We start from the raw sequence: 21695 nt of genomic DNA on the forward strand, positions 1-21695 counted from the left end.
AAGCGCAGCAAAGGGGTGCCCGCCTGGAGCGGGCACCCCTACCCGCTGGGAGCCGCCTTCGACGGACAGGGCACCAACTTCGCCCTGTTCAGCGAGGTCGCCGACCGCGTCGAGCTCGTCCTCGTCGACGACAAGGACCGGCACACCCCGATTCCGCTCACCGAGGTGGACGGCTTCGTCTGGCACGGCTATCTGCCCGGCGTCGGCCCGGGACAGCGCTACGGCTACCGGGTGCACGGCCCCTGGGACCCGGGCCTCGGTCACCGGTGCAATCCGGCGAAGCTGCTGCTCGACCCGTACAGCCGGGCCGTCGACGGCCAGGTGGACAACCATGCCTCCCTGTTCGAGCGCACCCCCGGCGCCCCGTCCCCGGGCGACAGCGTCGGGCACACCATGCTCGGCGTCGTGACCGAGCCGTACTTCGACTGGGAAGACGACCGCCCGCCCAGACGGCCGTACGCCGACACCGTCATCTACGAGACCCACGTACGGGGCCTGACCGCCACCCACCCCGACGTCCCGCCGGAACTGCGCGGCACCTACGCCGGGCTCGCGCACCCCGCGGCCGTCGAGCATCTGACGTCCCTCGGGGTGACCGCCGTCGAGCTGATGCCGGTGCACCAGTTCGTCCAGGACGGCGTGCTGCTCGACCGGGGGCTGTCCAACTACTGGGGCTACAACACGATCGGCTTCTTCGCGCCGCACAACGCCTACGCCGCCCACGGCACCCGTGGTGAGCAGGTCAACGAGTTCAAGTCGATGGTGAAGGCGCTGCACGAGGCCGGCCTCGAAGTGATCCTAGACGTCGTCTACAACCACACCGCCGAGGGCAACGAGCGGGGCCCCACCCTCTCCTTCCGCGGCATCGACAACGCCTCCTACTACCGCCTCGTGGACGGCGACTGGGCGCACTACTACGACACCACCGGCACCGGCAACAGCCTGCTGATGCGCCACCCGTACGTGCTCCAGCTGATCATGGACTCGCTGCGCTACTGGGTCACCGAGATGCACGTCGACGGCTTCCGCTTCGACCTCGCGGCCACGCTGGCCCGGCAGTTCCACGAGGTGGACCGGCTCTCGGCGTTCTTCGACCTGATCCAGCAGGATCCGGTGATCAGCAGGGTCAAGCTGATCGCCGAGCCGTGGGACGTCGGCGAGGGCGGCTACCAGGTGGGCAACTTCCCGCCGCTGTGGTCGGAGTGGAACGGCAAGTACCGGGATGCCGTACGGGACTTCTGGCGCGGTGAGCCCGACTCGCTCGGCGAGTTCGCCTCCCGGCTGACCGGCTCCTCCGACCTGTACGCGCACAGCAGGCGCCGCCCGCGCGCCAGCGTCAACTTCGTCACCGCGCACGACGGGTTCACCCTGCGCGACCTCGTCTCGTACAACGACAAGCACAACGAGGCCAACGGCGAGGGCAACCGGGACGGCGAGAGCCACAACCGGTCCTGGAACTGCGGCGCGGAAGGCGACACCGACGACCCGGCCGTGCGCCGGCTGCGCGCCCGCCAGCAGCGCAACTTCATCGCCACGCTGATGCTGTCGCAGGGCATCCCCATGCTCGGCAACGGCGACGAACTCGGCCGCACCCAGCGCGGCAACAACAACGCCTACTGCCAGGACAACGACGTCTCCTGGATCGACTGGGGACTCACCGACGAGCAGCGCGCACTCGCCGACTTCACCCGTTACGTCATCGGGTTGCGCGCTGCTCACCCCGTCCTGCGCCGCCGCCGCTTCTTCAAGGGCGAGACGGCCACCCACCCCGACCAGCCGCTGCCCGACCTGGTGTGGCTGCTCCCGGACGGCCGCGAGATGACGGACGAGGACTGGCAGGACCCCGACGCCCACTCGGTCGCCGTCTTCCTCAACGGCGACGCCATCGCCGAACCCGACTGGTGCGGCCGCCCGGTGGTGGACGACTCCTTCCTGCTCCTGCTCAACAGCTACTGGGAGCCGGTGGAGTTCCAACTGCCGGACGCACCGTTCGGTGACCGCTGGACCCCCCTGATCGACACGGCCGAACCACAGGGCCCTGCGGACGAGTCGGAGTACAAGGCAGGCACCGCCGTCCTGGTGGAGCGCCGCAGCCTGCTGCTCCTCTCAACGCCATCACGGCAACGCCCCTGAGGGGCGCGGGGCCGTATTGATGTGCGGCTCCGCCGCGTGGGCGCGACCAACCACAAACGAGCCCGCACACGACCACGAACCCATCGCGGCACCCCACCGGTCGCTACCGAGAACGCCGCGAAGTCACCGTGAACTGCGCCCCGTCAGGGTCCCGCAGCACAGCCTCGTCACTCCCCTTCGACAACACGCTCCCCCCATGCCGCTCGGCCGCCCGCGCACAAGCCCCCACGTCCGTGACAGCGAAATGCACCTGCCAGTGCGGCCGAATCGTCGGATCAGGCGCAGCCTCCAACGCCCCCGACTCGATCCGCGCCACGACATCGCCCCGGCTGCGCAGCACCACCTCGCCACCCTCGTAGCGGACCTCGCAGCAGCCGGACCCCTCCGACGCCCAGTCGAGGACCTCGCCGTAGAACATGGCCGCGTCGAACGCGTCGCGGGTGTGGAGCCGGATGAACGTGGGCGCGGCACGCCGCCAGGTCTCCCAGTTGGAGGGGAGCTCTCCCTCCCAGACGCCGAAGGTCGCCCCGTCCCGGTCGGCCAGCAGCGCCGCGCGCCCGGGCGGCAGGGAGAGCGGGCCGACGGCCGATGTGCCGCCCCGCTCCTGCACCCGCGCCACGGCCTCGTCGGCGCTGGGGACGGCGAAGTAGGGGGTCCAGGCCACGGCCATCTGCCACATCGTGGCGACCGCCGCGACCCCGGCCACCGGCACGCTGTCCGCTAGCGCGACCCAGAAGCGGTCGCCCAGCTTCGCGGGCCGCCAGCGCCACCCCAGCACGGCGCTGTAGAACCCGTGGGTGACATCGAGATCACGGCTGGTCAGACTCACCCAGCAGGGTGCGCCGAACACGGAGTGTGTGGACACGACCTCGGCCGTGCTGTTGGAGCTTGTCGCATCGTGGTTCATGGCAGTCGCTGTCCTGGTTCTCGCCCGAGCCGGCGGCCACCGGTCTTCTCTCAGTGTCCAGCCGGATTCGCTCCGAGGCCTGCCGAGTACCCCCGGCGTGGCGCCGAAACGGCCCGCCGGAGCGACCCTGCCCTTCGCTGGCACGAGGCAGGCAAAACGGCGACCATGGTGGCGTGGCAGCGACACCGCACGAGCCCGCGGACGGGACCGACAGGATCATCGAGCTGGAAGAGGAAGTCGAACAGCTCAAGGAGGCGATGGTCTCGCACGCCGTCGTGGACCAGGCGATCGGCATGACCGTCGCCCTCGGCCGCGTGGCGCCGGAGCAGGGATGGGCGGTGCTGAAGGACGTCTCCCAGCACACGAACATCAAGCTCCGCCAGGTCGCGGAGCTGATTCTCAGCTGGGGCCGGGACGGGGAGATGCCGCCGGAGATCCGCGTCGAACTGGAAGAGGCCCTCGAGCGTTACGGCCCGACGCAGATTCCGGGATCGGCCCAGGACTGACTCACTCCTGCGGTGTCAGTGGGCTTCGGCGAGTATCTCCTCGCGCAGCTGCGCGAAGCAGCCGCTCAGCAGCCGGGAGACGTGCATCTGTGAGATGCCCAGCTGCTGTGCGATGCGGCTCTGGGTCATCCCGCCGAAGAAGCGGAGGTAGAGGATGGTCCGCTCACGCTCCGGAAGCCGTTGCAGACACGGCTTGACCGTCACGCGGTCGACGACCACTTCGTACGCCGGATCCGGGCCGCCCAGGGCGTCCCCCAGCGCGTAGCCGTCCGTGCCGGGCATCTCCGCCTCCAGTGAGAGTGCGGAGAAGCACTCCAGGGCTTCCATCCCGGCGCGCACCTCGCTCTCGCTCAGTTGCGCGTGCTCGGCGATCTCGGCGACGGTGGGCGCGTGCCCCGAGGTGCTCTGTGACAGCTCCTTCATGGAGCTCCGCACCCGGTTGCGCAGGTCCTGGACCCGGCGCGGTACGTGCAGCGTCCACATGTGGTCGCGGAAGTGCCGCTTGATCTCGCCGGTGATGGTGGGGACGGCGTACGCCTCGAAAGCATGGCCGCGTGCCGGGTCGTAGTGCTCGACGGCCTTCACCAAACCCAGGGCCGCCACCTGGTACAGGTCTTCCAGGGACTCGCCGCGGCCCTTGAAGCGGACGGCGATCCGCTCGGCCATGGGCAGCCAGGCCTGGACCAGCTCGTCCCTGAGCAGCTTGCGCTCGGGTCCCTCGGGCAGCCCGAGAAGGTGGTCGAAGGCCGCCGCGGTGTCGGGGGCGTCGTCGTGGGGGTGCTGCTTCGTTCTGGTGGTGGCACTCATCAGGTGCGCACCTCCCTCAGCGGTGCTGACTGGACAAGACACCGTAGGAGGCACGCACTCGGACCTCAGGAGGTCACCCAGGATCCGGGCGGGCCGGCTCCCACGGACGTGCCTCCTGTCCGAAGCACATATGCCACTTTTCCCCGCAATGGGGCATCCGAAACAAAATTCATGAATGCGACTACGTGTGACGGCGGATTCACTCGGCGTCCGGCAGGGACACGCAGCCGCCCTTGACCCTGTCTTGGGGTTATTACCTCTGCTACAGAGGTAATCTCGAAAACGTGGAAGACGACGCGGCCCTCCCCGAGGAACTCGCCGACGCACTCGTCGGAGTCCAGCGACTGATCCGACGCCGACTGCGGCGCGACATGGCTGCCCCGCAGCTGCGCGGCGCGGAGGTGGAGCTCTTGCGGCTGGTCGTGGAGCGGCCCGGCATCGGGATCTCGGACGCCGCCAAGGAGTTGTACCTGGCGGGCAATTCGGTGTCCACGCTGGTCAACCAGCTGGCCCGGCAGGGCTACTTGCTCCGCGAGACCGACCCCGCCGACCGCCGCGCCGCCCGACTGCTGCCCACCCCCGCGGCCGAGGCCCGGCTGAGCGAGTGGCGCGGACGGCGCGCCGATCTCGTGCGCCGCCAGGTGTCCCGACTCGACGAGCCGGACCGGGAGACACTGCTCGCGGCGATCCCGGCGCTGCGCAGACTGGCCGACTCACTGCGCGAGGAGACGGAGCGACCATGACTCAGGACGACGTCACCGAGGCCGTGGCCTGCACCGGGCTGGCCTACGCCTTCGGTGACACCAACGCGGTGGACGGACTCGACCTGACGGTGGCGCAGGGCGAGGTCTTCGGCCTGCTCGGTCCCAACGGCGCCGGAAAGACCACGGCGATCCGCTGCATCACCACCCTCCTGCCGGTGCCCACGCGGATGGTCAGCGTCTTCGGGCACGACGCGGCGAGCGACCGCATGGCCGTACGGCGTCTGCTCGGCTACGTCCCGCAGCAGCTGTCCGCCGATTCGAGCCTGACCGGCCGCGAGAACGTCGTCCTGTTCGCCCGCGTCTTCGACGTGCCCCGTCGCGAACGCGCCGCACGGGTCGGCCAGGCCCTGGCCGCGGTCGGCCTCACCGATGCCGCCGACCGGCTCGCCGGCACCTACTCGGGCGGCATGGTCCGCCGCCTCGAACTCGCCCAGGCCCTGGTCAGCGCACCCCGGCTGCTGATCCTCGACGAACCGACCATCGGCCTCGACCCGATCGCCCGCACCGGAGTGTGGGAGCACATCAACGCCGTCCGCGCCGCCACCGGCATGACGGTCCTGGTCACCACCCACTACATGGACGAGGCCGACCAGTACTGCGACCGGGTCGGCCTGATGCACCACGGCCGCATCCGGGCCCTCGGCACGCCGGACGAGCTCAGGGAAGGGCTCGGCGCCCGCAGGCGTGCCGCGGGAGCCGCCGGCACCGACCCGCTGCCCACGCTGGAGGACGTCTTCCGGGACATCGCCGGCAGCGGGCTCGACGAGAGTTCAGGAGACTTCCGCGATGTCCGAAGCACCCGCCGCACCGCACGCCGAGTCGGCTGACCGGGACCGCGCCGACGGTATCGACCTGCTGCTACGGCCGCCCGAGCCCCGCGCCGGCTGGCGGGTGCTGCCCGCCCGCGTCCTCGCCATGTGCGCCGTCGAGCTGCAGAAGCTGCGCCACGACCGCACCGAGCTCTACACCCGCGCGGTCCAGCCCGCCCTCTGGCTGCTGATCTTCGGCCAGACCTTCACCCGGATCAAGGCGATCCCCACCGACGGCATCCCCTACATCGACTATCTGGCCCCCGGCATCATCGCCCAGTCCGCGATGTTCATCGCCATCTTCTACGGCATCCAGATCATCTGGGAGCGCGACGCCGGCATCCTCAACAAGCTGCTCGTCACCCCGACCCCGCGCTCGGCCCTGATCACCGGCAAGGCGTTCGCGGCCGGGGTGAAGTCCCTGGTGCAGGCGGTCGTCGTGATCGTCATCGCGGCGGTGCTCGGTGTGGCACTGACCTGGAATCCGCTGAAGCTGCTCGGTGTCGCCGCGGTCGTCGTCCTCGGCTCGGCCTTCTTCTCCTGTCTGTCGATGACCATCGCCGGCATCGTCCTCAGCCGCGACCGGCTGATGGGCTTCGGGCAGGCCATCACCATGCCGCTGTTCTTCGGCTCCAACGCCCTCTATCCGCTGTCGGTGATGCCGGGCTGGCTCCAGGCGGTCAGCAAGGCGAACCCGCTCAGTTACCAGGTGGACGCCCTGCGCGGGCTGCTCCTCGGCACCCCCTCGCACCTCGCGCTCGACTTCGCCGTTCTGCTCGTGGCCGCCGCGCTCGGCATCGCCGCCGCCTCCTCGCTGCTGGGCCGGCTGGCGCGCTGATCTTGGTGCTGAACGTGATGTGCGGCACGTGGGTGAACAGGCCTGCCGGGCCCGTGAGCGGATTCTTCCTGCCCACGGCTTGATCGGTGATCAAGGGGGCGAATGGGCTGGCCACAGCGCATTCTGCTCATTTGACAGTGCACTGAGCGCAAAGATAGGAAGCAGCTCTCTGGGTCGAGAGGTGGACTGTGTACGAGCCGAACGTGGTCGGGGACTGGCACGAGTACGACGAGCATGCCGGTCTGCGTGTCCGCGTCCACCAACTGGAAGCCGCCGAGCCGCCGCGCGGACGCGACGAGGCCGCGGAGGGGCTGGCGTACTTCAGGGTCCGCGTCACCATCGAGAACCGCGGCGAGCGGCACCTCGGTATCCACCTCGAGGACGGCCAGATCGACGTGCGGATCGGCCGCGAGGGCGAGGCGGCGTTCATCGACTGGCGCAACTCGCAGTTCATCGAGGGCTTCGACGTCTACCCGCTGCGCCGCGCCACCGCCGTGCTGTACGCCGCCGGCCCGGAGGCGAGCCTGAGCCAGGTCGACGTCCAGATCCAGCTGCGCGTCGAGGAGGAGTGGGCCGACCGCCGGCTGTGGAGCGGCGGCCTCGGCCTCCAGGAGGACTCCGCCGGCGCCCACGCCGCCACCCTGCGCGACGGCCTCGCGCTCCAGGTGAGCAACTTCCTGCGGGAGCAGGCCGAAGAGGGCACCGCCTGACGGGCGCCCCGGTGAGGGGCGCCGCCTGGTGGGGTTATCGAGCCCGGACGGCAGTCCCTAGTGCGGGATGCCGTCGATGATCTCGCGGGCGCCCTGACGCAGCAGTGCGACCGCGACCGACGTGCCGAGGGTCGCGGGGTCCAGCCGGCCGGCCCATTCGTGGGCGTTGAGCCTCGTCTTGCCGTCCGGGGTGAACACGCACGCCCGCAGGGACAGTTCGCCGCCCCGATCCACGCGCGCGTACCCGGCGATCGGGCTGTTGCAGTGCCCCTGCAGGACATGCAGGAACATCCGCTCGGCGGTGGCCTCCCGGTACGTGTCCGGGTCGCCGAGGCCGCTGACCGCGTCGATGAGTTCGCTGTCGCCCTCCCGGCACTGAAGCGCGAGGATGCCTGCACCGATCGGCGGCATCATCACCTCGGGGGAGAGGGCCTCGCTGATCACATCGGTGCGGCCGATGCGCTCCAGGCCGGCCACCGCGAGGAGCAGCGCGTCCGCCTCACCGGCTGCCAGCTTCTCCAGCCGCCGGTTGGCGTTGCCGCGGAACGGCACGCATTCGAGGTGCTGGTGAGTGGCGGCCAGCTGGGCGACCCGGCGCACCGAGGAGGTGCCGATGCGGGTCCCGGCCGGGAGCTCGTCCAGGGTGAGGCCGCCGGGGTGGATGAGGGCGTCCCGGATGTCGTCCCGCTTGAGGAACGCCGCGAAGGTCGTCCCCGCGGGCAGCGGCCGGTCGGCGGGGATGTCCTTGACGCAGTGCACGGCGAGATCGGCCTCGCCCGCCAACAGAGCCGCGTCCACCTCCTTGGTGAACGCCCCCTTGCCCTCGACCTGGGACAGATCGCCCATCCACTTGTCACCGGTCGTCTTCACCGGCACGACCTCGGTGCGCACACCGGGGTGCAGGACCGCCAACTCGGCGCGGACACGCTCCACTTGGGCGAGGGCCATCGGCGAGTCGCGGGAGACGATACGGATCAGCTCAGGCACGGACATGCCGACACGATAGACCGTCACAACCCCCCGTCCGCACCGTACCGCCCCATTCCCGCCCGGCCCTTGCACTCTCCCGCCCGGTCCGTGTCACTCGCCCGGCCCTCATCGCCCGCCCGGTCCCGGCCCTCCCCGCGCGCCGGCCACGTCAGCACCGCCAGCGCCCCCACCGTGAGCAGCCCGCCGACCAGGAACGTCCCGCGCACCCCGACCGCGGGCAGCAGCACGCCCCCGAGCAGCGCACCGGCGGCGATGCCCACGTTGTAGGCGGCCGAGTTGGCCGCGAGGGCGGTCTCGGTGCGGCCCGGTGCCACCTGGAGCACCTGGCTCTGTGTCGCCATGAACGCGGTCGCGACCGAGGCGCCGAGCAGCATGACCAGGACGACAGTCGCGGCCGGGACATGTCCTGCCACGTGGAGGCCGAGCAGCGCCACCGCCTGCGCCGCCACCGGCACGGTCAGCGTGGCGCGAGGGAAGCGGTCGAGGAGGAGCCCGGCGACCGTGACCCCGGCCAGCGCCGCCCCGCCGAACGCCAGCAGCACGGCACTCACCGCGTCCTCGCGGAACCCGCTGACCTCGTCGAGGAAGGCGACGACGTAGGTGAACCCGGCGAAGGCACCGGTCACCGACAGGACGGTGACGGCCAGCACGACGAGGAACCTGCGCCGGTCGGGAGCGGCGCCGTACGCGGAGTGGCCGTCCTGCGGGCGGGACGACGGCAGCAGGGCGCCGATGGCCACGAGCGAGACGAGCGCGAGCACGCCGAGCAGGGCGAAGGGCGTCCGCCAGCCGGTGTGCCCACCGAGCCAGGTCCCGGCCGGCACCCCGGCCACCGTGGCCAGGGAACCACCGACGGACAGCAGCCCGATGATCCGCCCTCGGCGCTCGGGCGGGAACAGACCGACCGCGACCGGCCCCATGACCGACCAGAACACCGCCTGCGCCAACGCCGTCGCCACCCGCGCCGCCAGCAGCACCCCGTACGACACACCGCCCAGCGCCGACACCCAGCTGCCCACGGCGAGCAGCCCCAGCAGCCCGGCGAGCAGACAGCGGCGCGGCACGGACCGGGTGACATGGGCGAGGGGCAGGGACACGACGGCCACGGTCAGCCCGTAGCCGGTGACCAGAGCGCCCACGGCCGTGAGCGACACCCGCAGATCGTCCGCCATGAGTGCGAGCAGGCCGACCGGCAGATTCTCGGTGGTGTTGAAGGTGAACGCCGCCAGCATCAGCGCCGCGACGACGGCGGCACGCCGCCAGGGTGCCGGACGTACGTTGCCCATCCATCCGCCTTTCCGACAGGGGGAGTCGGGGCAAGCCTGCGGGGCCGCGGCGGGCGCCTCTACTCTTTCGGTCCAGGACGAATCGCCGCTCACGACGGGGGTCGCCATGCCGCTCGCCCTGCACCTCGGCACCGCCGACCTCACCCGCTGCCGGTTCGCGATCTCGCCGCTGTGCCAGACCCACGAGGCGCTGCGCATGCTCCGCCGGCCCGCCCGGCACGGCTACCACCGAGGTTGGCTGCGCCGCATGCGCCGTGCTGTCGCCGGCCTCGACCTGGCAGAGCTGTGGCTGTTCATCCCGCCCGTCGGCGGCTACACCCCGGACTTCCTCGGCCCGCCGCCGCAGGAGCCGTACCCCACCATCGAGGACGAGCTGGCGAGGATGCGCGCCACCGATCCCGTCCTGGCCCATGCGGAGATGACCCGCTCGCTGGCCTGCACCCCCGGACTCGCCGAGTCGGCCCGAGGGCGCGCCGCGCTCGACGACCCCGCCGCCACCGTCCGGCGCCTGGCCGACCTCACCGAGCGGGCCTGGCACGCGCTGCTCGCCCCGGACTGGCCGCGCCACCGTGCCGTTCTGGAGGCGGACATCGCGCACCGCTCGCGCCGGGCCGCAGACGGCGGCCTCGACGCGCTGCTCACCGGCCTGCACCCGGCCGTGGACTGGGCCGGCCAGACGCTCACCCTGCGCAGGTACGCCGATGTGGCGGATGTCCAACGGCCCGACGGCAGGGGCGTGTTGCTCATGCCGAGCGTGTTCGTGTGGCCGGACGTGGTGAGCGGCTTCGCCCGGCCCTGGCAGCCGTCGGTCATCTACCCCGCCCGAGGCATGGGCCACCTGCACACCACCCCGGCACCACGCCCGCCGGAGGCACTCGCCCGCCTCGTCGGCCATCAGCGCGCGGCCGTCCTCGCCGGTCTCGCAGTGCCCGCCTCGACGACGGACCTGGCGTGCCGTCACGGGCTGGCCCCGTCGACGGTGTCGGCCCATCTGTCGGTTCTGCGGGAGGCGGGCCTGCTGGAGTCGCGGCGTCAGGGCCACTACGTGCTGTACGGGCGGACGGCCCTGGGAGATGCCCTGGCCGACAGGCGGTTCACACCAGGGGCGGGCTGATCTCGACGGCGCGCCGGGCCGCCGCGAGGGCGACGTCGTCACCGACGTCCAGCGCGGTGTCGGTGAACTTGATGACGTGCTCGTCACCGTGGGCGAGAGCCCGCTCCATGACCTCCTCGCGCGTCAGCCGCGCGGAAGGGGCGCAGGCAACGGCCTCGACGGGGGCGTACATCGCGGTGACCGCCGCGGTCGCCGTCCAGGCCGCCCGCAGGCTCGGCACCCACTGGTCGCGCGGCAGCGAACCCAGGGTGCGCAGCACGGCGTTGGGCGCGGTGGCCGCGTGCACGAGCATGGTCGGCTCGCCGTGGCCGTGGGTGGCGTAGCGGTGGGTCGCGGCGTGCACCAGTTCGGTGAGCCGCTCGCGGGCCGTCTCCGGGTCGGTCACGTCGTCCGCCCAGGCGGGCAGTCGGCGTACGGCGGACAGCCGGTTCCGGAATCCCAGGTGCCCCGCCTCGATCGCGGGTACGGCGTCCAGGGCGGCCGTCGCCGTCGGCGCGCCGGGCAGCGGGACGACACCGGTCACGGGCTGGTGCCGTGCCGCCCAGTAGCCCAGCGCGTGCGCGAGTTCGGTGAGCCGGGGCGCGTTCTCGCCCGCTTCGAGAGCGCGCACGGCATGGCCGACACGGATGACCGTGTGGGTGGCGCCGCCGTACAGGCCGGGCAGCAGGCGCGGCCACCACTCGGCGAGGACGCTGCGCCACGGACGCTCGGCGAGCACGCGGGAGTAGTGGTCGGTCCAGTCCGTGATCCGCCGGGGATCCCCCAGCGCCGCACGCCAGTTGTCGTCCGTGACGGGGGCGACGCGGACGGGGAAGTCCTCCAGCTTGTCCCGGTAGAGGTCCACCCAGCGGTGGACGGCGCCCGCGTGTCCGTGGGCGGCGAGCGCCTCGACGACCATGGGGGCGTGGTTGGACAGCCAGCCCTCTCGTTCCGGGCCGGATGCGTGGAGGCGTTCAAGGGCTTCTTCGAAGTGTCCGCTTGTGGCGATCGTGTCCATGAACCGGACGCTATGACGCGCCCGGGTGCGCAGGTATCGGGCGCGGGACGGAAGCCCAGGTGCCGGGGGGCCTAGGTCCCGCGCCCGATGTGACTCGGGCTCAGGTGTCGGAGCCGAAGGGGTCAGGCGTTGGGGTCGAACGCGATCCCCGACGGCTTCGCCGACGCCAGGTGGCTTGCGAAGCTGCCGTCCTTCAGGCCGAAGTTGGCGCTGCCGAAGTCGTACGTGACCAGCTTGTCGCGCACGCCCGCCGGGTAGCCGTTCCAGCCGACCAGCGGCGGGTACTGCCAGGTGCCCTTGTGGTTCTCCGGCGGCTCGTCATTGGAGTTGGCGAGCCGGAAGCAGTGCGTGCTGATGCCGTCCTTGTGGTACACGATCTTCGCGTGCGTGCCGTCGAAGCGCACCGACGACGCCGGACTGATCGTGAACGAGCCGTGGTTGGACGTCGAGACGTACTGCACGGCGTTGTTCTGCACCCACACCACGACGTGCTCCCAGTCGTGCCGGTGCCCGCCGATGCTGCTGCCCGCCACGGCCTGGTCCTTCTCGAAGTACAGGCCGTACATGTAGGCGCACCAGCCGTTGTTGCACTTGTAGCGCGAGTAGCCGTTGGTGTTGTCGAGGTCCGAGGCGTCCCGGCAGTTGCCGTTGAGCGCACCGGTGGGGTTGAGGCCGCCGTTGACGGTTCCGTCGGGGCCGATGGCGGGGGTGGAGTAGCAGCCGTCGGTGTCGTAGTCGAAGGCCGGCTGGTAGGTGTTCTCGGCCGAGTCGGCGTTGGCGGGCAGCGCCCCCGGCGGGGCGGCGAAGGCGACGCTGGGGAAGGCGACGACCAGCGCGGCGGCACCGGCCAGACCGGTGAGCCATCTCTTGCCATGCGTGCGGAACGTCTGTGACGACACTGCGTCTCCTCGGGGTCCAGGCGCAGCCCAACGGCTGTGGGGGGAACGGCAGTTCAGGATCCCGGGTTTTCACTTACGCGCCAAGAGCCACGGGCGTACCGGCGGGTGAAGGACAGCGCAATAGTTGCCGCCCAACCTGTGTGCCGGATGTCGGTGTCCGGCGGGCGTGCCAGGCGCGCGTGTCAGAGGTCGTCGGGGAGGTCGGCCGACGCGTCCTGCGGCGTGAGGTCGGGCCGCAGGCGCAGCCAGGACGGCTGGCGCAGCATCCCGGACCGGGTGCGGACGCTGTAGCGGACCTCGCCGACCAGCCGGGGCAGCACCCAGTGCGCGCCCGGCACGCGCGGGGCGGGGTCGAAGGGGCAGGTGTCCGTCTCGGACGCCTGCAACAGTTCGGCCAGGTGGGCCCGTTCGGCCTCGCTCCAGCCGGTGCCCACGCCGCCCACGTAGCGCAGCCGCCGGGACGCGTACTGGCCGACCAGCAGCGCGCCCGGCAGGCCGGTGAGCCGTCCCTTGCCGGGCAGCCACCCGCCGACGATCACATCCTCGGTGCGCATGTTGCGGATCTTGATCCAGGCGCGGGAGCGCACCCCGGGCTCGTACACCGAGTCCAGCCGCTTGCACACCAGCCCTTCCAGCCCGTGCTCACGGGTGGCCGCCAGAGCTTCTGAGCCGTGTCCCACCAGGGCGCCCGGCGTCGACCAGTACGGCCCGCTCAGGTCGAGGCCCTCCAGTTGCCCGCGCCGCCGGGAATAGGGGACCTTGAGCAGGGAGCTGCCCGCCAGGTGCAGTACGTCGAAGAGCACCAGGTGGACGGGGGTCTGCGCGGCCATCCGGGCGGCTCGTGCCGGGGCGTGCGCGAGGCCCATGCGGGACTGCAGCAACTGGAAGTCGGCGCGGCCCTCTTCGTCCAGCGCCATGATCTCCCCGTCGAGTACGGCGGGAGTGGTGCCGAGCGCGCCGCCCAGCGGCCGCAGTTCGGGATAGGCGGCCGTGATGTCCTCACCGGAACGGGCGCGCAGCAGCAGGCTGCCGTCCCCTTCCAGATAGATCACCGCCCGCTGGCCGTCCTGCTTGGTCTCGTACGCCCAGCGCGCGTCCTGCGCCGCGGGCGGCAGGGAGCCGGGCGTGGCGAGCATGGGAGGGATCAGCGGCAGGCTCACGGGTCAGTTGTCGACGCCCCGGCGCGCCGCCACGCACCCTGGCGGCCGTTTTCGCCTGAACGGCGGCTTTACCCGGACGGCGGACGGGACCTCAGTGGTCGCCGTTCGGCGGAACGGCCCGTACCAGGCCCGACTGATAGGCCATCACGACGAGTTGGGCACGGTCGCGGGCGCCCAGCTTCGTCATGGCGCGGTGGACGTGGGTGCGCACGGTCAGCGGGCTGACGAAGAGCTTCTCGGCGATCTCCTCGTTGGAGTGGCCCTCGGCCGCCCACGCCATGACCTCCCGCTCGCGGGCGGTGAGGGCGGCGAGGTGCTCGGGTGCGGCCGACTGCGAGCTCTCGGCGGGGGAGGCCAGGAACCGGGTGATCAGCGTGCGGGTCGCGGTGGCGGAGAGCAGGGACTCGCCGGCGGCCACGGTCCGGATGCCGTCGAGCAGCACGTCGGCGGTGACGTCCTTGCCGAGGAAGCCGCTCGCCCCGGCGCGCAGCGCCTGCGCGACGTACTCGTCGATCTCGAACGTGGTGAGGATCAGCACCCGCACCGCCGTGAGGTCCGGGTCGGCACAGATCGCGGACGTGGCGGCCAGTCCGTCGGTGCCGGGCATGCGGATGTCCATCACGACCAGGTCGGGCCGGTGGGTCCGGGCGAGGTCGACGGCCTCGGCGCCGTCGGTGGCCTCGCCGACGACCTCCATGTCCGGGCAGGAGTCGATCAGGATCCGGAAGGTGGCCCGCAGCAGGGCCTGGTCGTCGGCGAGCAGGACGCGGATGGTCATGGGCGGGGAGTCTTCCGGTTCCGGATCGTTGGACAGGGCTCAGCTTTCCCGGATCGGCCCGCGATGTCGTCGTGCGGCTGCCGACAATCGTGCCTACTCGCAACGCAGTACGTGCCGCGGGTCATGTCATCCCCGAGCAGGACGGCAGGGGCCGTGGCCGCGCACGGCCGCGGGCTCACCACACGCACGGCAGCTCCACCTCGATGACCGTCGGCCCGCCCACGGGGCTCGACATGCGCAGCGTCCCGTCGAGCGCCGCCACCCGCCGCCGCATCCCGAGCAGTCCCGAACCGCTCGACTCGGCGGCACCGCCGTGGCCCCGGTCGGCCACCTCGACCTGTAGCCCGCGCCGCATACGGGCGATGCGCACCGTCGCCGTGGGTGAGCCGCTGTGCTTGGCGACGTTCGTGAGGGCCTCGGCCACCACGAAGTAGGCGGCCGCCTCCACCGCCGCCGGGGCCCTCGGGCCGTCGTCCTCCAGCCCCGCCATGTCCACGGTCACCCGCACTCCGGCTCCGGCGGCCGGCGCCCGGACCGCGCCGACCAGGCCGCGGTCGGTCAGGATCGGCGGATGGATGCCGCGCACCACGTGCCGCAGCTCGGTCAGCGCCTGCTCGGCCTGCTCCTGGGCGTCGTCCAGGAGCAGGCGTGCGGTGCCCGGATCATGGTCGTTGGCACGCCTGGCGAGGCCGATCCGCATGGACAGCGCCACCAGCCGGGCCTGCGCGCCGTCGTGCAGGTTCCGCTCGATACGGCGCAGCTCGGCACCGTGCGCGGCGATCGCGTCGGCCCGGGTCGCGGTCAGCTGCTCGACCCGGGCGGCCAGCAGCGCCTTCGGCGACGGCCGGAGCAGCGACGTCGACCAGCCGGCCTCCAGATCGGCCAGACGCGTGATCCACGGCAGGACGACGGCCCGCCGACGCAGCAGTCCGCAGCCCACGCCGTCCACGACCAGGCCGACGGGCCACAGCGGCAGGGCGAGGACGAGCAGTGCGCCGTAGACGTAATAGGCGGCCATCCAGCGCAGGTCGGTGAGCGTGCCGGGATCGCGTACGGCCGTCCGCAGCCGTTCGGTGAGCGGGCCGTCGATGACCTGGTACGCCTCGGGGATCTCCCGCCCCGTCCAGGCGGCCGTCAAACGCCGCTTGGCCCCGGTGATCCGCCGCACGAGCAGCACCGTCTCGGGCAGCAGCCAGGCACCGATCACCGTGACCGTCCCGATGGCGGTGATCAGCAGCACGGTGATGAAGAGGTACATGCCGAAGGCCATCGCGGCGGCCACCGACAGATGGACGGTCGCGCGTCCGGCCCGCCGCACCGTCGCCCGCATGTCTCTGACGCCGGGTGCGGCCCGCTTCACCATGTCCACCGTCTTCGTCGTCACCGCCTTCTTTCAATCAAGTGACTTAGATTGTAGGTCTGTGAAACCGTGTGCGGCTCGAGGGACTGGCCGTCGCGGTGCTCTGCGAAGTCCCGGTGCGGTGGTGAACATGGCAGGCAGGACGCTGCGGGAGGAACAGGTCAGCGCGACCAGGGAGCTGCTCCTGACCGCGGCCGAGCGGCTCTTCGCCGAACACGGGGTGTACGCGGTGTCCAACCGTCAGGTCAGCGAGGCCGCGGGGCAGGGCAACAACACCGCGGTCGGCTACCACTTCGGCACCAAGGCCGACCTGGTCCGCGCCATCGTCCGCAAGCACGCCGCGCGCATCGAGGAGATCCGCGCCCGGCTGCTCGCCGACCTGGCGGACCCCGACGACGTGCGCGGCTGGGTTGACTGCCTGGTCCGCCCGGCGCTCGAACACCTCGCCGCACTCGGCAGCCCCACCTGGTACGCGCGGTTCTGCGCCCAGGTCGTCTCCGATCCCGCGCTGCACCGGATCATGGTCGAGGAGGCCCTCACCTCCCCGTCCCTCCAGACGATCATCGAGGGCCTCGAGCGGTGCCTGCCCGACCTCCCGGCCGAGGTGAGCGCCGAACGCGGTGAGATGGTCCGCCACCTGATCGTCCACGTGGCCGCCGACCGCGAGCGCGCTCTCGCCGAGCACACCCCCACCCCACGCTCCAGCTGGGACGACGCCGCCACGGGCCTCGCCGACGCGGTCGTCGGCATGTGGCTGGCACCCGTCACACCGGCCCGCTGACACCACCGCACCCGGAGCACGACAAGGAGCGCGACCGTGAAACCGACCCCCAGCCAAGACCGCCGGCGCGACGCCGGGCGAGGCGGATCATGAGCTCTCGGCAGACGGCACAGCCCGAGGCCGGCGCCACTCAGGAGCCGCCCCCCTTCGAGCGGGGCGCCGGTGCTGAGCAACCCGCGTGCACCCGGGGCGACGGCCCGGATGCATCCGCACGTGCGCCGGGTGTCGCCGGTGAGGCAGCGGACACCATGCGCGGTGCTCGTCGGGAGGGAGCCGTTTGGGTGTGCGGCGCCGGCGTGGAGGCGTGTGCGATGGCGAGTGAGGCGGGTTCGGGGGCGTCCGAGGTTGTGGGGGACAGGGTCGATGGGCCACTGAGTCTCGTGTGCGGTGCTGTCCGGGAGGAGTCCGTTCTCGCCCGTCGCGCTGAGTGGGAGGCATCCGCAACAGCGCCTGACGGTGGCCTGGAGGTATCCGCGATTGCGCGGCTCGCCGCCCATGAGGCACCGGGCCTCGCTCGCAGTGCCGTCCAGGAGGCACTCGCGCCCGCCCCCGCCCTGGACGCATCTGCCTTCGCCCGGCGCGCCGGCGATGAGGCACCCGCCCTCGCGGGTGGCGCCGCCCCGGGGATATCCGCCTGTGGGCGCGCCGCCCCCGATGAGCCCCCCACTCTCGCGCGCACCCCCGCCTCGCAGCCACCCACCCCCACCCTCACCCCCACCTCCGCACCCCCCGACAGCCGACTCGCCCTGGCCCGCGGTGCCGGTCAGCGCATCCTGGTCGTGGCCGGCGAAGCCGACCTCGCCGAACTGCTCTCGACCACCCTTGAGTTGGCCGGATACCGGATCAGCCTCAGCGGCACCGGCGTCGACGCGCTGGCGTGGATCGCGAGGCGGCGATTCGATCTGGTCGTCTTCGACACCGATGTGCCGGACATGGGGCGATTCAGTCGGGAGCACCGGCCCCGGCTTCCGTATCGCCCGCCCGTCCTCCTCCTCAGCGGATGCGACCGCCTGCACCGGCTCGTGCCCGAACTCGGTCCGGGGGAGCGGGACTACGTCACCAAGCCCTTCCGGGTGGCCGAAGTCCTCGCCAGGATCCAGGTCTTGCTGCGGGGCACCCGGCCGGGCCCGGCAACGGGTCATCCGCTGCAGTACGGGGATCTCGTGCTGGACGACGCGGTGTGCCGGGCGCGGCGCGGGACGCGGGCGCTCGAACTCACGCCCGCGGAGTACCGGTTGCTGCGCCATCTCCTGGCCAACGCGCACCGGGTGCTGTCCAAGGAGCAGATCGGCCGCTACGTCTGGGGAGACCACCGCGGCGACAACGCGATCGAGCAACTCGTCTCACGGCTGCGCCGCAAGGTGGACCGGGATGCCCCGTCGCTGATCCACACGCGCCGGGGTTTCGGCTACTGGCTGGGCAGGGGCGAGAGCCGTACCTGAGCCCGGCGCCCCTGTGATCTGAGCCACGTCAGCCTTCTGTCAGGAAACTGACCGGGTCGCGTCAGGCCCCTCTGTTTGCCTGTGCTCATCGAGGCCTCGACCCTTCGCCCGGCGCTCCACCCCACCCGGAGCCCCCACATCCGAGGAGAACCATGGCCGACATCCTGACCGACCCCGCGCCCGAAGCACCGGACGCCGTCCCCGAGTTCCCGATGCCCAGGGAGTCCCGCTGCCCCTTCGACCCGCCGCCCACCCTCAAGCAGCTCCAGGAGCAGGGTCCGCTGACCAAGGTGCGGCTGTGGGACGGCAGTGAGCCGTGGCTCGTGACCCGCTACGCCGAGCAGCGCGCCCTGCTGGGCGACGCGCGCGTCAGCGCCGACACCGACAGCCCCGGCTATCCCACCAAGGCCAGCCCCGACGCCGGCGAGGGCAAGCTCAGCTTCATCATGATGGACGACCCCGAACACGCCCGGCTGCGCCGGATGGTGACGGCGCCGTTCGCGGTCAAGAAGGTCGAGGCGCTGCGGCCCGCCGTGCAGCGCATCGTGGACGGCCTGATCGACGACATGCTGGCCGGCCCGTCCCCGGTGGACCTGGTGGACGTGTTCGCGCTGCCGATCCCGTCGCTGGTCATCTGCGAGCTGCTGGGCGTGCCCTACGAGGAGCACGGCTTCTTCCAGGAGCACACCAGGACCATGGTCCGTACGACCGCCACGCCCGAGGAACGGGGCAGGGCGAGCCGTGATGTCGCGGGCTACCTCGCCGGACTCGTCGGCAAGCGGCTCGCCGAGCCGAAGGACGACCTGCTGTCGAGCATCGCCGGCCGCATCACCGCCGGTGAACTCACGCACCAGCAGGCGACCGAGATGGCCCTGCTCCTGCTGATCGCGGGGCACGAGACCACCGCGAACATGATCGCGCTCGGCACCCTGGCACTGTTCCAGAACCCCGACCAGCTGGCCCTGCTGCGCGAGACCGACGACCCCAAGTTCGTCGCCGGGGCCGTCGAGGAACTCCTGCGCTACCTGCACATCACCCACCTCGGCCGACGCCGCGCGGTGACCGAGGACATCGAGATCGGCGGCCAGGTGATCAAGGCCGGCGAGGGCGTCATCATGGTCAACGAGATCGGCAACCGCGACCCCGAGGTCTTCACCGACCCCGACCGCCTCGACCTCACCCGCGACGCCCGCCGCCACGTCGCCTTCGGCTTCGGCGTCCACCAGTGCCTGGGCCAGCCGCTGGCCCGGATGGAACTCCAGGTCGTCTACAGCACGCTCTACAAGCGCATCCCGACACTGAAACTGGCGGCCCCGATCGAGGACGTCCGCTTCAAGACCGACGCGTTCATCTACGGCGTCCACGCACTGCCCGTCTCCTGGTGACGGCTCCCCCTCACCCGCACGCGAACAAACCTCGCACACGAACAAAACCCCGTACGAAGAAGGGAATCCGGTCATGAAGGTGGAGCTGGAAGCCGACAAGTGTGTCGCGTCCGGACAGTGCGTGCTCGCCGCGATGGACGTGTTCGACCAGGACGACGACGGCATCGCGATCCTGCTCGACGAGCAGCCCGCCGCCGAACACCTCGACGGCGTACGCGAGGCCGTCGCGATCTGCCCGGCCGCCGCGATCCGGCTGGTGGACCAGTGAGGCGCATCGTCGTCGTGGGTGCCTCGGCCGCCGGACTCGCGGCGGCCGAGACGCTCCGCCGCGAGGGCCACGACGGCACGCTCACCCTGGTGGGCGACGAGCCGCTCGCCCCGTACGACCGCCCCCCGCTGTCGAAGCACCTGCTGGCCGGCGAGTGGGAGCCCGAGCGGCTGGCGCTGCGCACCCCGGACGACCTGGCCGGTCTCGACCTCGACCTGCGCCTGGGGGTGGCCGCCACGGGCCTCCGACTCACCGACGGCACAGTGCGGTTGGCCGACGGCTCGACGGTTCCGTACGACGGCCTGATCGTGGCCACCGGGGTACGCCCGCGTCGCCTCCCTGGGCAGGGCGGGCATGTGCTGCGCAGCCTGGACGACGCCGTGAGGCTGCGGGACCGGCTGACCCCGGGCAGGCGACTGGTCGTGGTCGGCGCCGGGTTCCTCGGGGCCGAGGCAGCCGCCGTCGCCTGGCGGCTGGGCTGCGAGGTGACGCTCCTCGAACCCGCCCCGGTCCCGCTGGCCCACGCCGTCGGCACGGAGGTCGGCGAGATGCTGACGCGGGCGCATCTGGAACGGGGCGTGGACCTGCGCTGCGGCGTCACCGTCACCGAGGTCACCGGGAGCGGCGTACGACTCGCCGACGGTGAACTGGTCGACGCCGACGAGGTGTTGATCGCGGTCGGCTCGCAGCCCAACACCGACTGGCTGGACGACAGCGGGCTCACCGTCGGCGACGGCGTGGTGTGCGACGAGTACTGCGAGGCCGCTCGCAACGTGTACGCCGCGGGCGACGTCGCCCGCTGGTACAACCCGCTGTTCGGCCGGTCGATGCGGATCGAGCACCGCACCAACGCCGCCGAGCAGGGGATGGCGGCCGCCCGCAACCTGCTCAGCCCTGACGGACGCAAACCGTTCGCCCCGGTGCCGTACTTCTGGTCCGACCAGTACGACATGAAGATCCAGGCGTACGGCTTTCTGCGCGGCCACGACGAAGTCGCGATCGTGGACGGTGACCTGACGGAACGCCGATTCGTCGCCGCCTACCGCACCGGCGACCGCGTGACCGGCGCGCTCGCGGTGGGCATGCCGCCCCGCGCGATCAGGCAGTGGCGACAGGCGATCGCGTCCGGCATGAACTGGCTGGAGGCGGTGGGCGGGCAGGTCGCAGGCGCCAGGCAAGCCGTAAATTAATTGAGTTACGCAATGAGATGGTAAAGTGGGCCCATGTCCACACCACCGCTCCCCGAACTCCCCGAGGCGCCCGCGTCCCCCGAAGTGATCGAGATCGAGCGCGCGCTCACCCGCATCACCTATCTGAGCACACGGGCCCGGCAGCACGACCGGCTCATGGCCCTGGCCGACGTGCCGCTGGACCGGGCCGCCGTGGCGCTCCTGCGTCAGGTCGCCGACTCGGAGTCACTGCGCCCCGGGGAGCTGGCCAACCGGCTCGGTGTGGAGGCCTCGCACGTGACGCGCACGGTGCAGCAGTTGGAGAAGAGCGGCTACGTCACCAGGGTTCCGGACCCGCAGGACCGCCGCGCCCAGCGCATCGAGCTCACCGAGCCCGGCCGGCAGGCCATCGCCCGGGTCCGCGAGGCCGGCGCCCGCGGTATGCAGCTCGCCCTGTCCGACTGGACTCCCGAGGAGCTGCGGCAGCTGGCCACCCTCTTCCACCGCATGGTCGACGACTTCCTCGCCCACGCCGTCGACGAGGACACCGAGCAGCAGCCGGCCGGCACCGTCTGACCGGCCGGCCACCGCA

22 protein-coding genes are annotated in these 21695 nt (G+C 71.7%); 13 read left to right on the forward strand and 9 right to left on the reverse strand.

Annotation, left to right across the window (positions count from 1 at the left end):
- Nucleotides 1-15 precede the first annotated feature (15 nt).
- Nucleotides 16-2133: a glycogen debranching protein GlgX gene (gene glgX, locus OG331_RS45410; RefSeq protein WP_406210746.1), complete on the forward strand. Its 2118-nt coding sequence runs from the start codon at nucleotides 16-18 to the stop codon at nucleotides 2131-2133.
- Nucleotides 2134-2236: 103 nt separating this feature from the next.
- Here glgX and OG331_RS45415 read toward each other — a convergent pair whose 3' ends face one another.
- Nucleotides 2237-3040: a VOC family protein gene (locus OG331_RS45415; protein ID WP_406208529.1), complete on the reverse strand. Its 804-nt coding sequence runs from the start codon at nucleotides 3038-3040 to the stop codon at nucleotides 2237-2239.
- Between the two features lie 173 nt (nucleotides 3041-3213).
- Here OG331_RS45415 and OG331_RS45420 point away from each other — a divergent pair, with 173 nt between their 5' ends.
- The gene (locus OG331_RS45420; RefSeq protein WP_406208532.1) at nucleotides 3214-3546 is read left to right on the forward strand and encodes an ANTAR domain-containing protein; all 333 of its coding nucleotides are present in this window, start codon (nucleotides 3214-3216) and stop codon (nucleotides 3544-3546) included.
- 15 nt (nucleotides 3547-3561) lie between these two features.
- Here the strand turns inward: OG331_RS45420 and OG331_RS45425 are convergent, their stop codons facing one another.
- Nucleotides 3562-4353, reverse strand: a complete 792-nt coding sequence (locus tag OG331_RS45425) for a SigB/SigF/SigG family RNA polymerase sigma factor (RefSeq protein ID WP_406208534.1) — start codon at nucleotides 4351-4353, stop codon at nucleotides 3562-3564.
- A gap of 284 nt (nucleotides 4354-4637) precedes the next feature.
- Between OG331_RS45425 and OG331_RS45430 the strand changes: the two genes are divergently transcribed.
- The 4 genes from OG331_RS45430 (at nucleotide 4638) to OG331_RS45445 (ending at nucleotide 7474) form a co-directional block, all read left to right on the forward strand.
- Nucleotides 4638-5096 (forward strand): MarR family winged helix-turn-helix transcriptional regulator, encoded by a 459-nt coding sequence (locus OG331_RS45430; RefSeq protein ID WP_406208537.1) that lies wholly within the window; start codon nucleotides 4638-4640, stop codon nucleotides 5094-5096.
- Complete coding sequence (locus OG331_RS45435) at nucleotides 5093-5944, forward strand: ABC transporter ATP-binding protein (RefSeq protein ID WP_406208540.1); 852 nt, start codon at nucleotides 5093-5095, stop codon at nucleotides 5942-5944. The genes OG331_RS45430 and OG331_RS45435 overlap by 4 nt, the downstream gene beginning before the upstream one ends.
- Entirely contained in the window at nucleotides 5904-6764 is an 861-nt protein-coding gene (locus OG331_RS45440; RefSeq protein WP_406208543.1) for an ABC transporter permease, read from the forward strand. The genes OG331_RS45435 and OG331_RS45440 overlap by 41 nt, the downstream gene beginning before the upstream one ends.
- A gap of 188 nt (nucleotides 6765-6952) precedes the next feature.
- The gene (locus tag OG331_RS45445) at nucleotides 6953-7474 is read left to right on the forward strand and encodes a hypothetical protein (RefSeq protein WP_391406459.1); all 522 of its coding nucleotides are present in this window, start codon (nucleotides 6953-6955) and stop codon (nucleotides 7472-7474) included.
- A 57-nt stretch (nucleotides 7475-7531) separates the two neighbouring features.
- On the opposite strand, the gene hemC is transcribed toward OG331_RS45445, so the two are convergent.
- Nucleotides 7532-8467, reverse strand: coding sequence for a hydroxymethylbilane synthase (gene hemC, locus OG331_RS45450; protein WP_406208546.1), 936 nt, complete (start codon nucleotides 8465-8467; stop codon nucleotides 7532-7534).
- A gap of 17 nt (nucleotides 8468-8484) precedes the next feature.
- Complete coding sequence (locus tag OG331_RS45455; protein ID WP_406208548.1) at nucleotides 8485-9750, reverse strand: MFS transporter; 1266 nt, start codon at nucleotides 9748-9750, stop codon at nucleotides 8485-8487.
- A 106-nt stretch (nucleotides 9751-9856) separates the two neighbouring features.
- Here OG331_RS45455 and OG331_RS45460 point away from each other — a divergent pair, with 106 nt between their 5' ends.
- Nucleotides 9857-10864, forward strand: a complete 1008-nt coding sequence (locus tag OG331_RS45460) for a DUF5937 family protein (protein ID WP_406208551.1) — start codon at nucleotides 9857-9859, stop codon at nucleotides 10862-10864.
- On the opposite strand, the gene OG331_RS45465 is transcribed toward OG331_RS45460, so the two are convergent.
- The 5 genes from OG331_RS45465 to OG331_RS45485 all read right to left on the reverse strand — a co-directional run bounded on the left by OG331_RS45465 (nucleotide 10845) and on the right by OG331_RS45485 (nucleotide 16028).
- Entirely contained in the window at nucleotides 10845-11861 is a 1017-nt protein-coding gene (locus tag OG331_RS45465; RefSeq protein WP_406208554.1) for a questin oxidase family protein, read from the reverse strand. The two genes, OG331_RS45460 and OG331_RS45465, sit on opposite strands and share 20 nt — an antisense overlap.
- Before the next feature lie 122 nt (nucleotides 11862-11983).
- Entirely contained in the window at nucleotides 11984-12760 is a 777-nt protein-coding gene (locus tag OG331_RS45470) for an NPP1 family protein (protein WP_406208557.1), read from the reverse strand.
- Between the two features lie 182 nt (nucleotides 12761-12942).
- Nucleotides 12943-13920 carry a non-homologous end-joining DNA ligase gene (gene ligD, locus OG331_RS45475; protein ID WP_406208560.1) on the reverse strand — a complete coding sequence of 326 codons (978 nt, stop codon included), beginning with the start codon at nucleotides 13918-13920 and terminating at the stop codon, nucleotides 12943-12945.
- A 91-nt stretch (nucleotides 13921-14011) separates the two neighbouring features.
- Nucleotides 14012-14698 (reverse strand): response regulator, encoded by a 687-nt coding sequence (locus OG331_RS45480; RefSeq protein WP_406208563.1) that lies wholly within the window; start codon nucleotides 14696-14698, stop codon nucleotides 14012-14014.
- A gap of 175 nt (nucleotides 14699-14873) precedes the next feature.
- The gene (locus OG331_RS45485; RefSeq protein WP_406210749.1) at nucleotides 14874-16028 is read right to left on the reverse strand and encodes a histidine kinase; all 1155 of its coding nucleotides are present in this window, start codon (nucleotides 16026-16028) and stop codon (nucleotides 14874-14876) included.
- 160 nt (nucleotides 16029-16188) lie between these two features.
- Here OG331_RS45485 and OG331_RS45490 point away from each other — a divergent pair, with 160 nt between their 5' ends.
- From OG331_RS45490 to OG331_RS45515, 6 genes are all read left to right on the forward strand, one after another.
- Entirely contained in the window at nucleotides 16189-16839 is a 651-nt protein-coding gene (locus OG331_RS45490; protein ID WP_406208566.1) for a TetR/AcrR family transcriptional regulator, read from the forward strand.
- 746 nt (nucleotides 16840-17585) lie between these two features.
- Nucleotides 17586-18281 carry a response regulator transcription factor gene (locus OG331_RS45495; protein WP_406210752.1) on the forward strand — a complete coding sequence of 232 codons (696 nt, stop codon included), beginning with the start codon at nucleotides 17586-17588 and terminating at the stop codon, nucleotides 18279-18281.
- 152 nt (nucleotides 18282-18433) lie between these two features.
- Nucleotides 18434-19666, forward strand: a complete 1233-nt coding sequence (locus tag OG331_RS45500) for a cytochrome P450 (protein WP_406208568.1) — start codon at nucleotides 18434-18436, stop codon at nucleotides 19664-19666.
- Nucleotides 19667-19739: 73 nt separating this feature from the next.
- Nucleotides 19740-19934 carry a ferredoxin gene (locus OG331_RS45505; protein ID WP_062710869.1) on the forward strand — a complete coding sequence of 65 codons (195 nt, stop codon included), beginning with the start codon at nucleotides 19740-19742 and terminating at the stop codon, nucleotides 19932-19934.
- Nucleotides 19931-21124 (forward strand): NAD(P)/FAD-dependent oxidoreductase, encoded by a 1194-nt coding sequence (locus tag OG331_RS45510; protein WP_406208570.1) that lies wholly within the window; start codon nucleotides 19931-19933, stop codon nucleotides 21122-21124. The genes OG331_RS45505 and OG331_RS45510 overlap by 4 nt, the downstream gene beginning before the upstream one ends.
- A 33-nt stretch (nucleotides 21125-21157) precedes the next feature.
- Nucleotides 21158-21679 carry a MarR family winged helix-turn-helix transcriptional regulator gene (locus OG331_RS45515; RefSeq protein ID WP_406208573.1) on the forward strand — a complete coding sequence of 174 codons (522 nt, stop codon included), beginning with the start codon at nucleotides 21158-21160 and terminating at the stop codon, nucleotides 21677-21679.
- Nucleotides 21680-21695: the final 16 nt, after the last annotated feature.

The organism is Streptomyces sp. NBC_01017 (genome assembly GCF_045162795.1).
Classification (GTDB): domain Bacteria; phylum Actinomycetota; class Actinomycetes; order Streptomycetales; family Streptomycetaceae; genus Streptomyces; species Streptomyces machairae.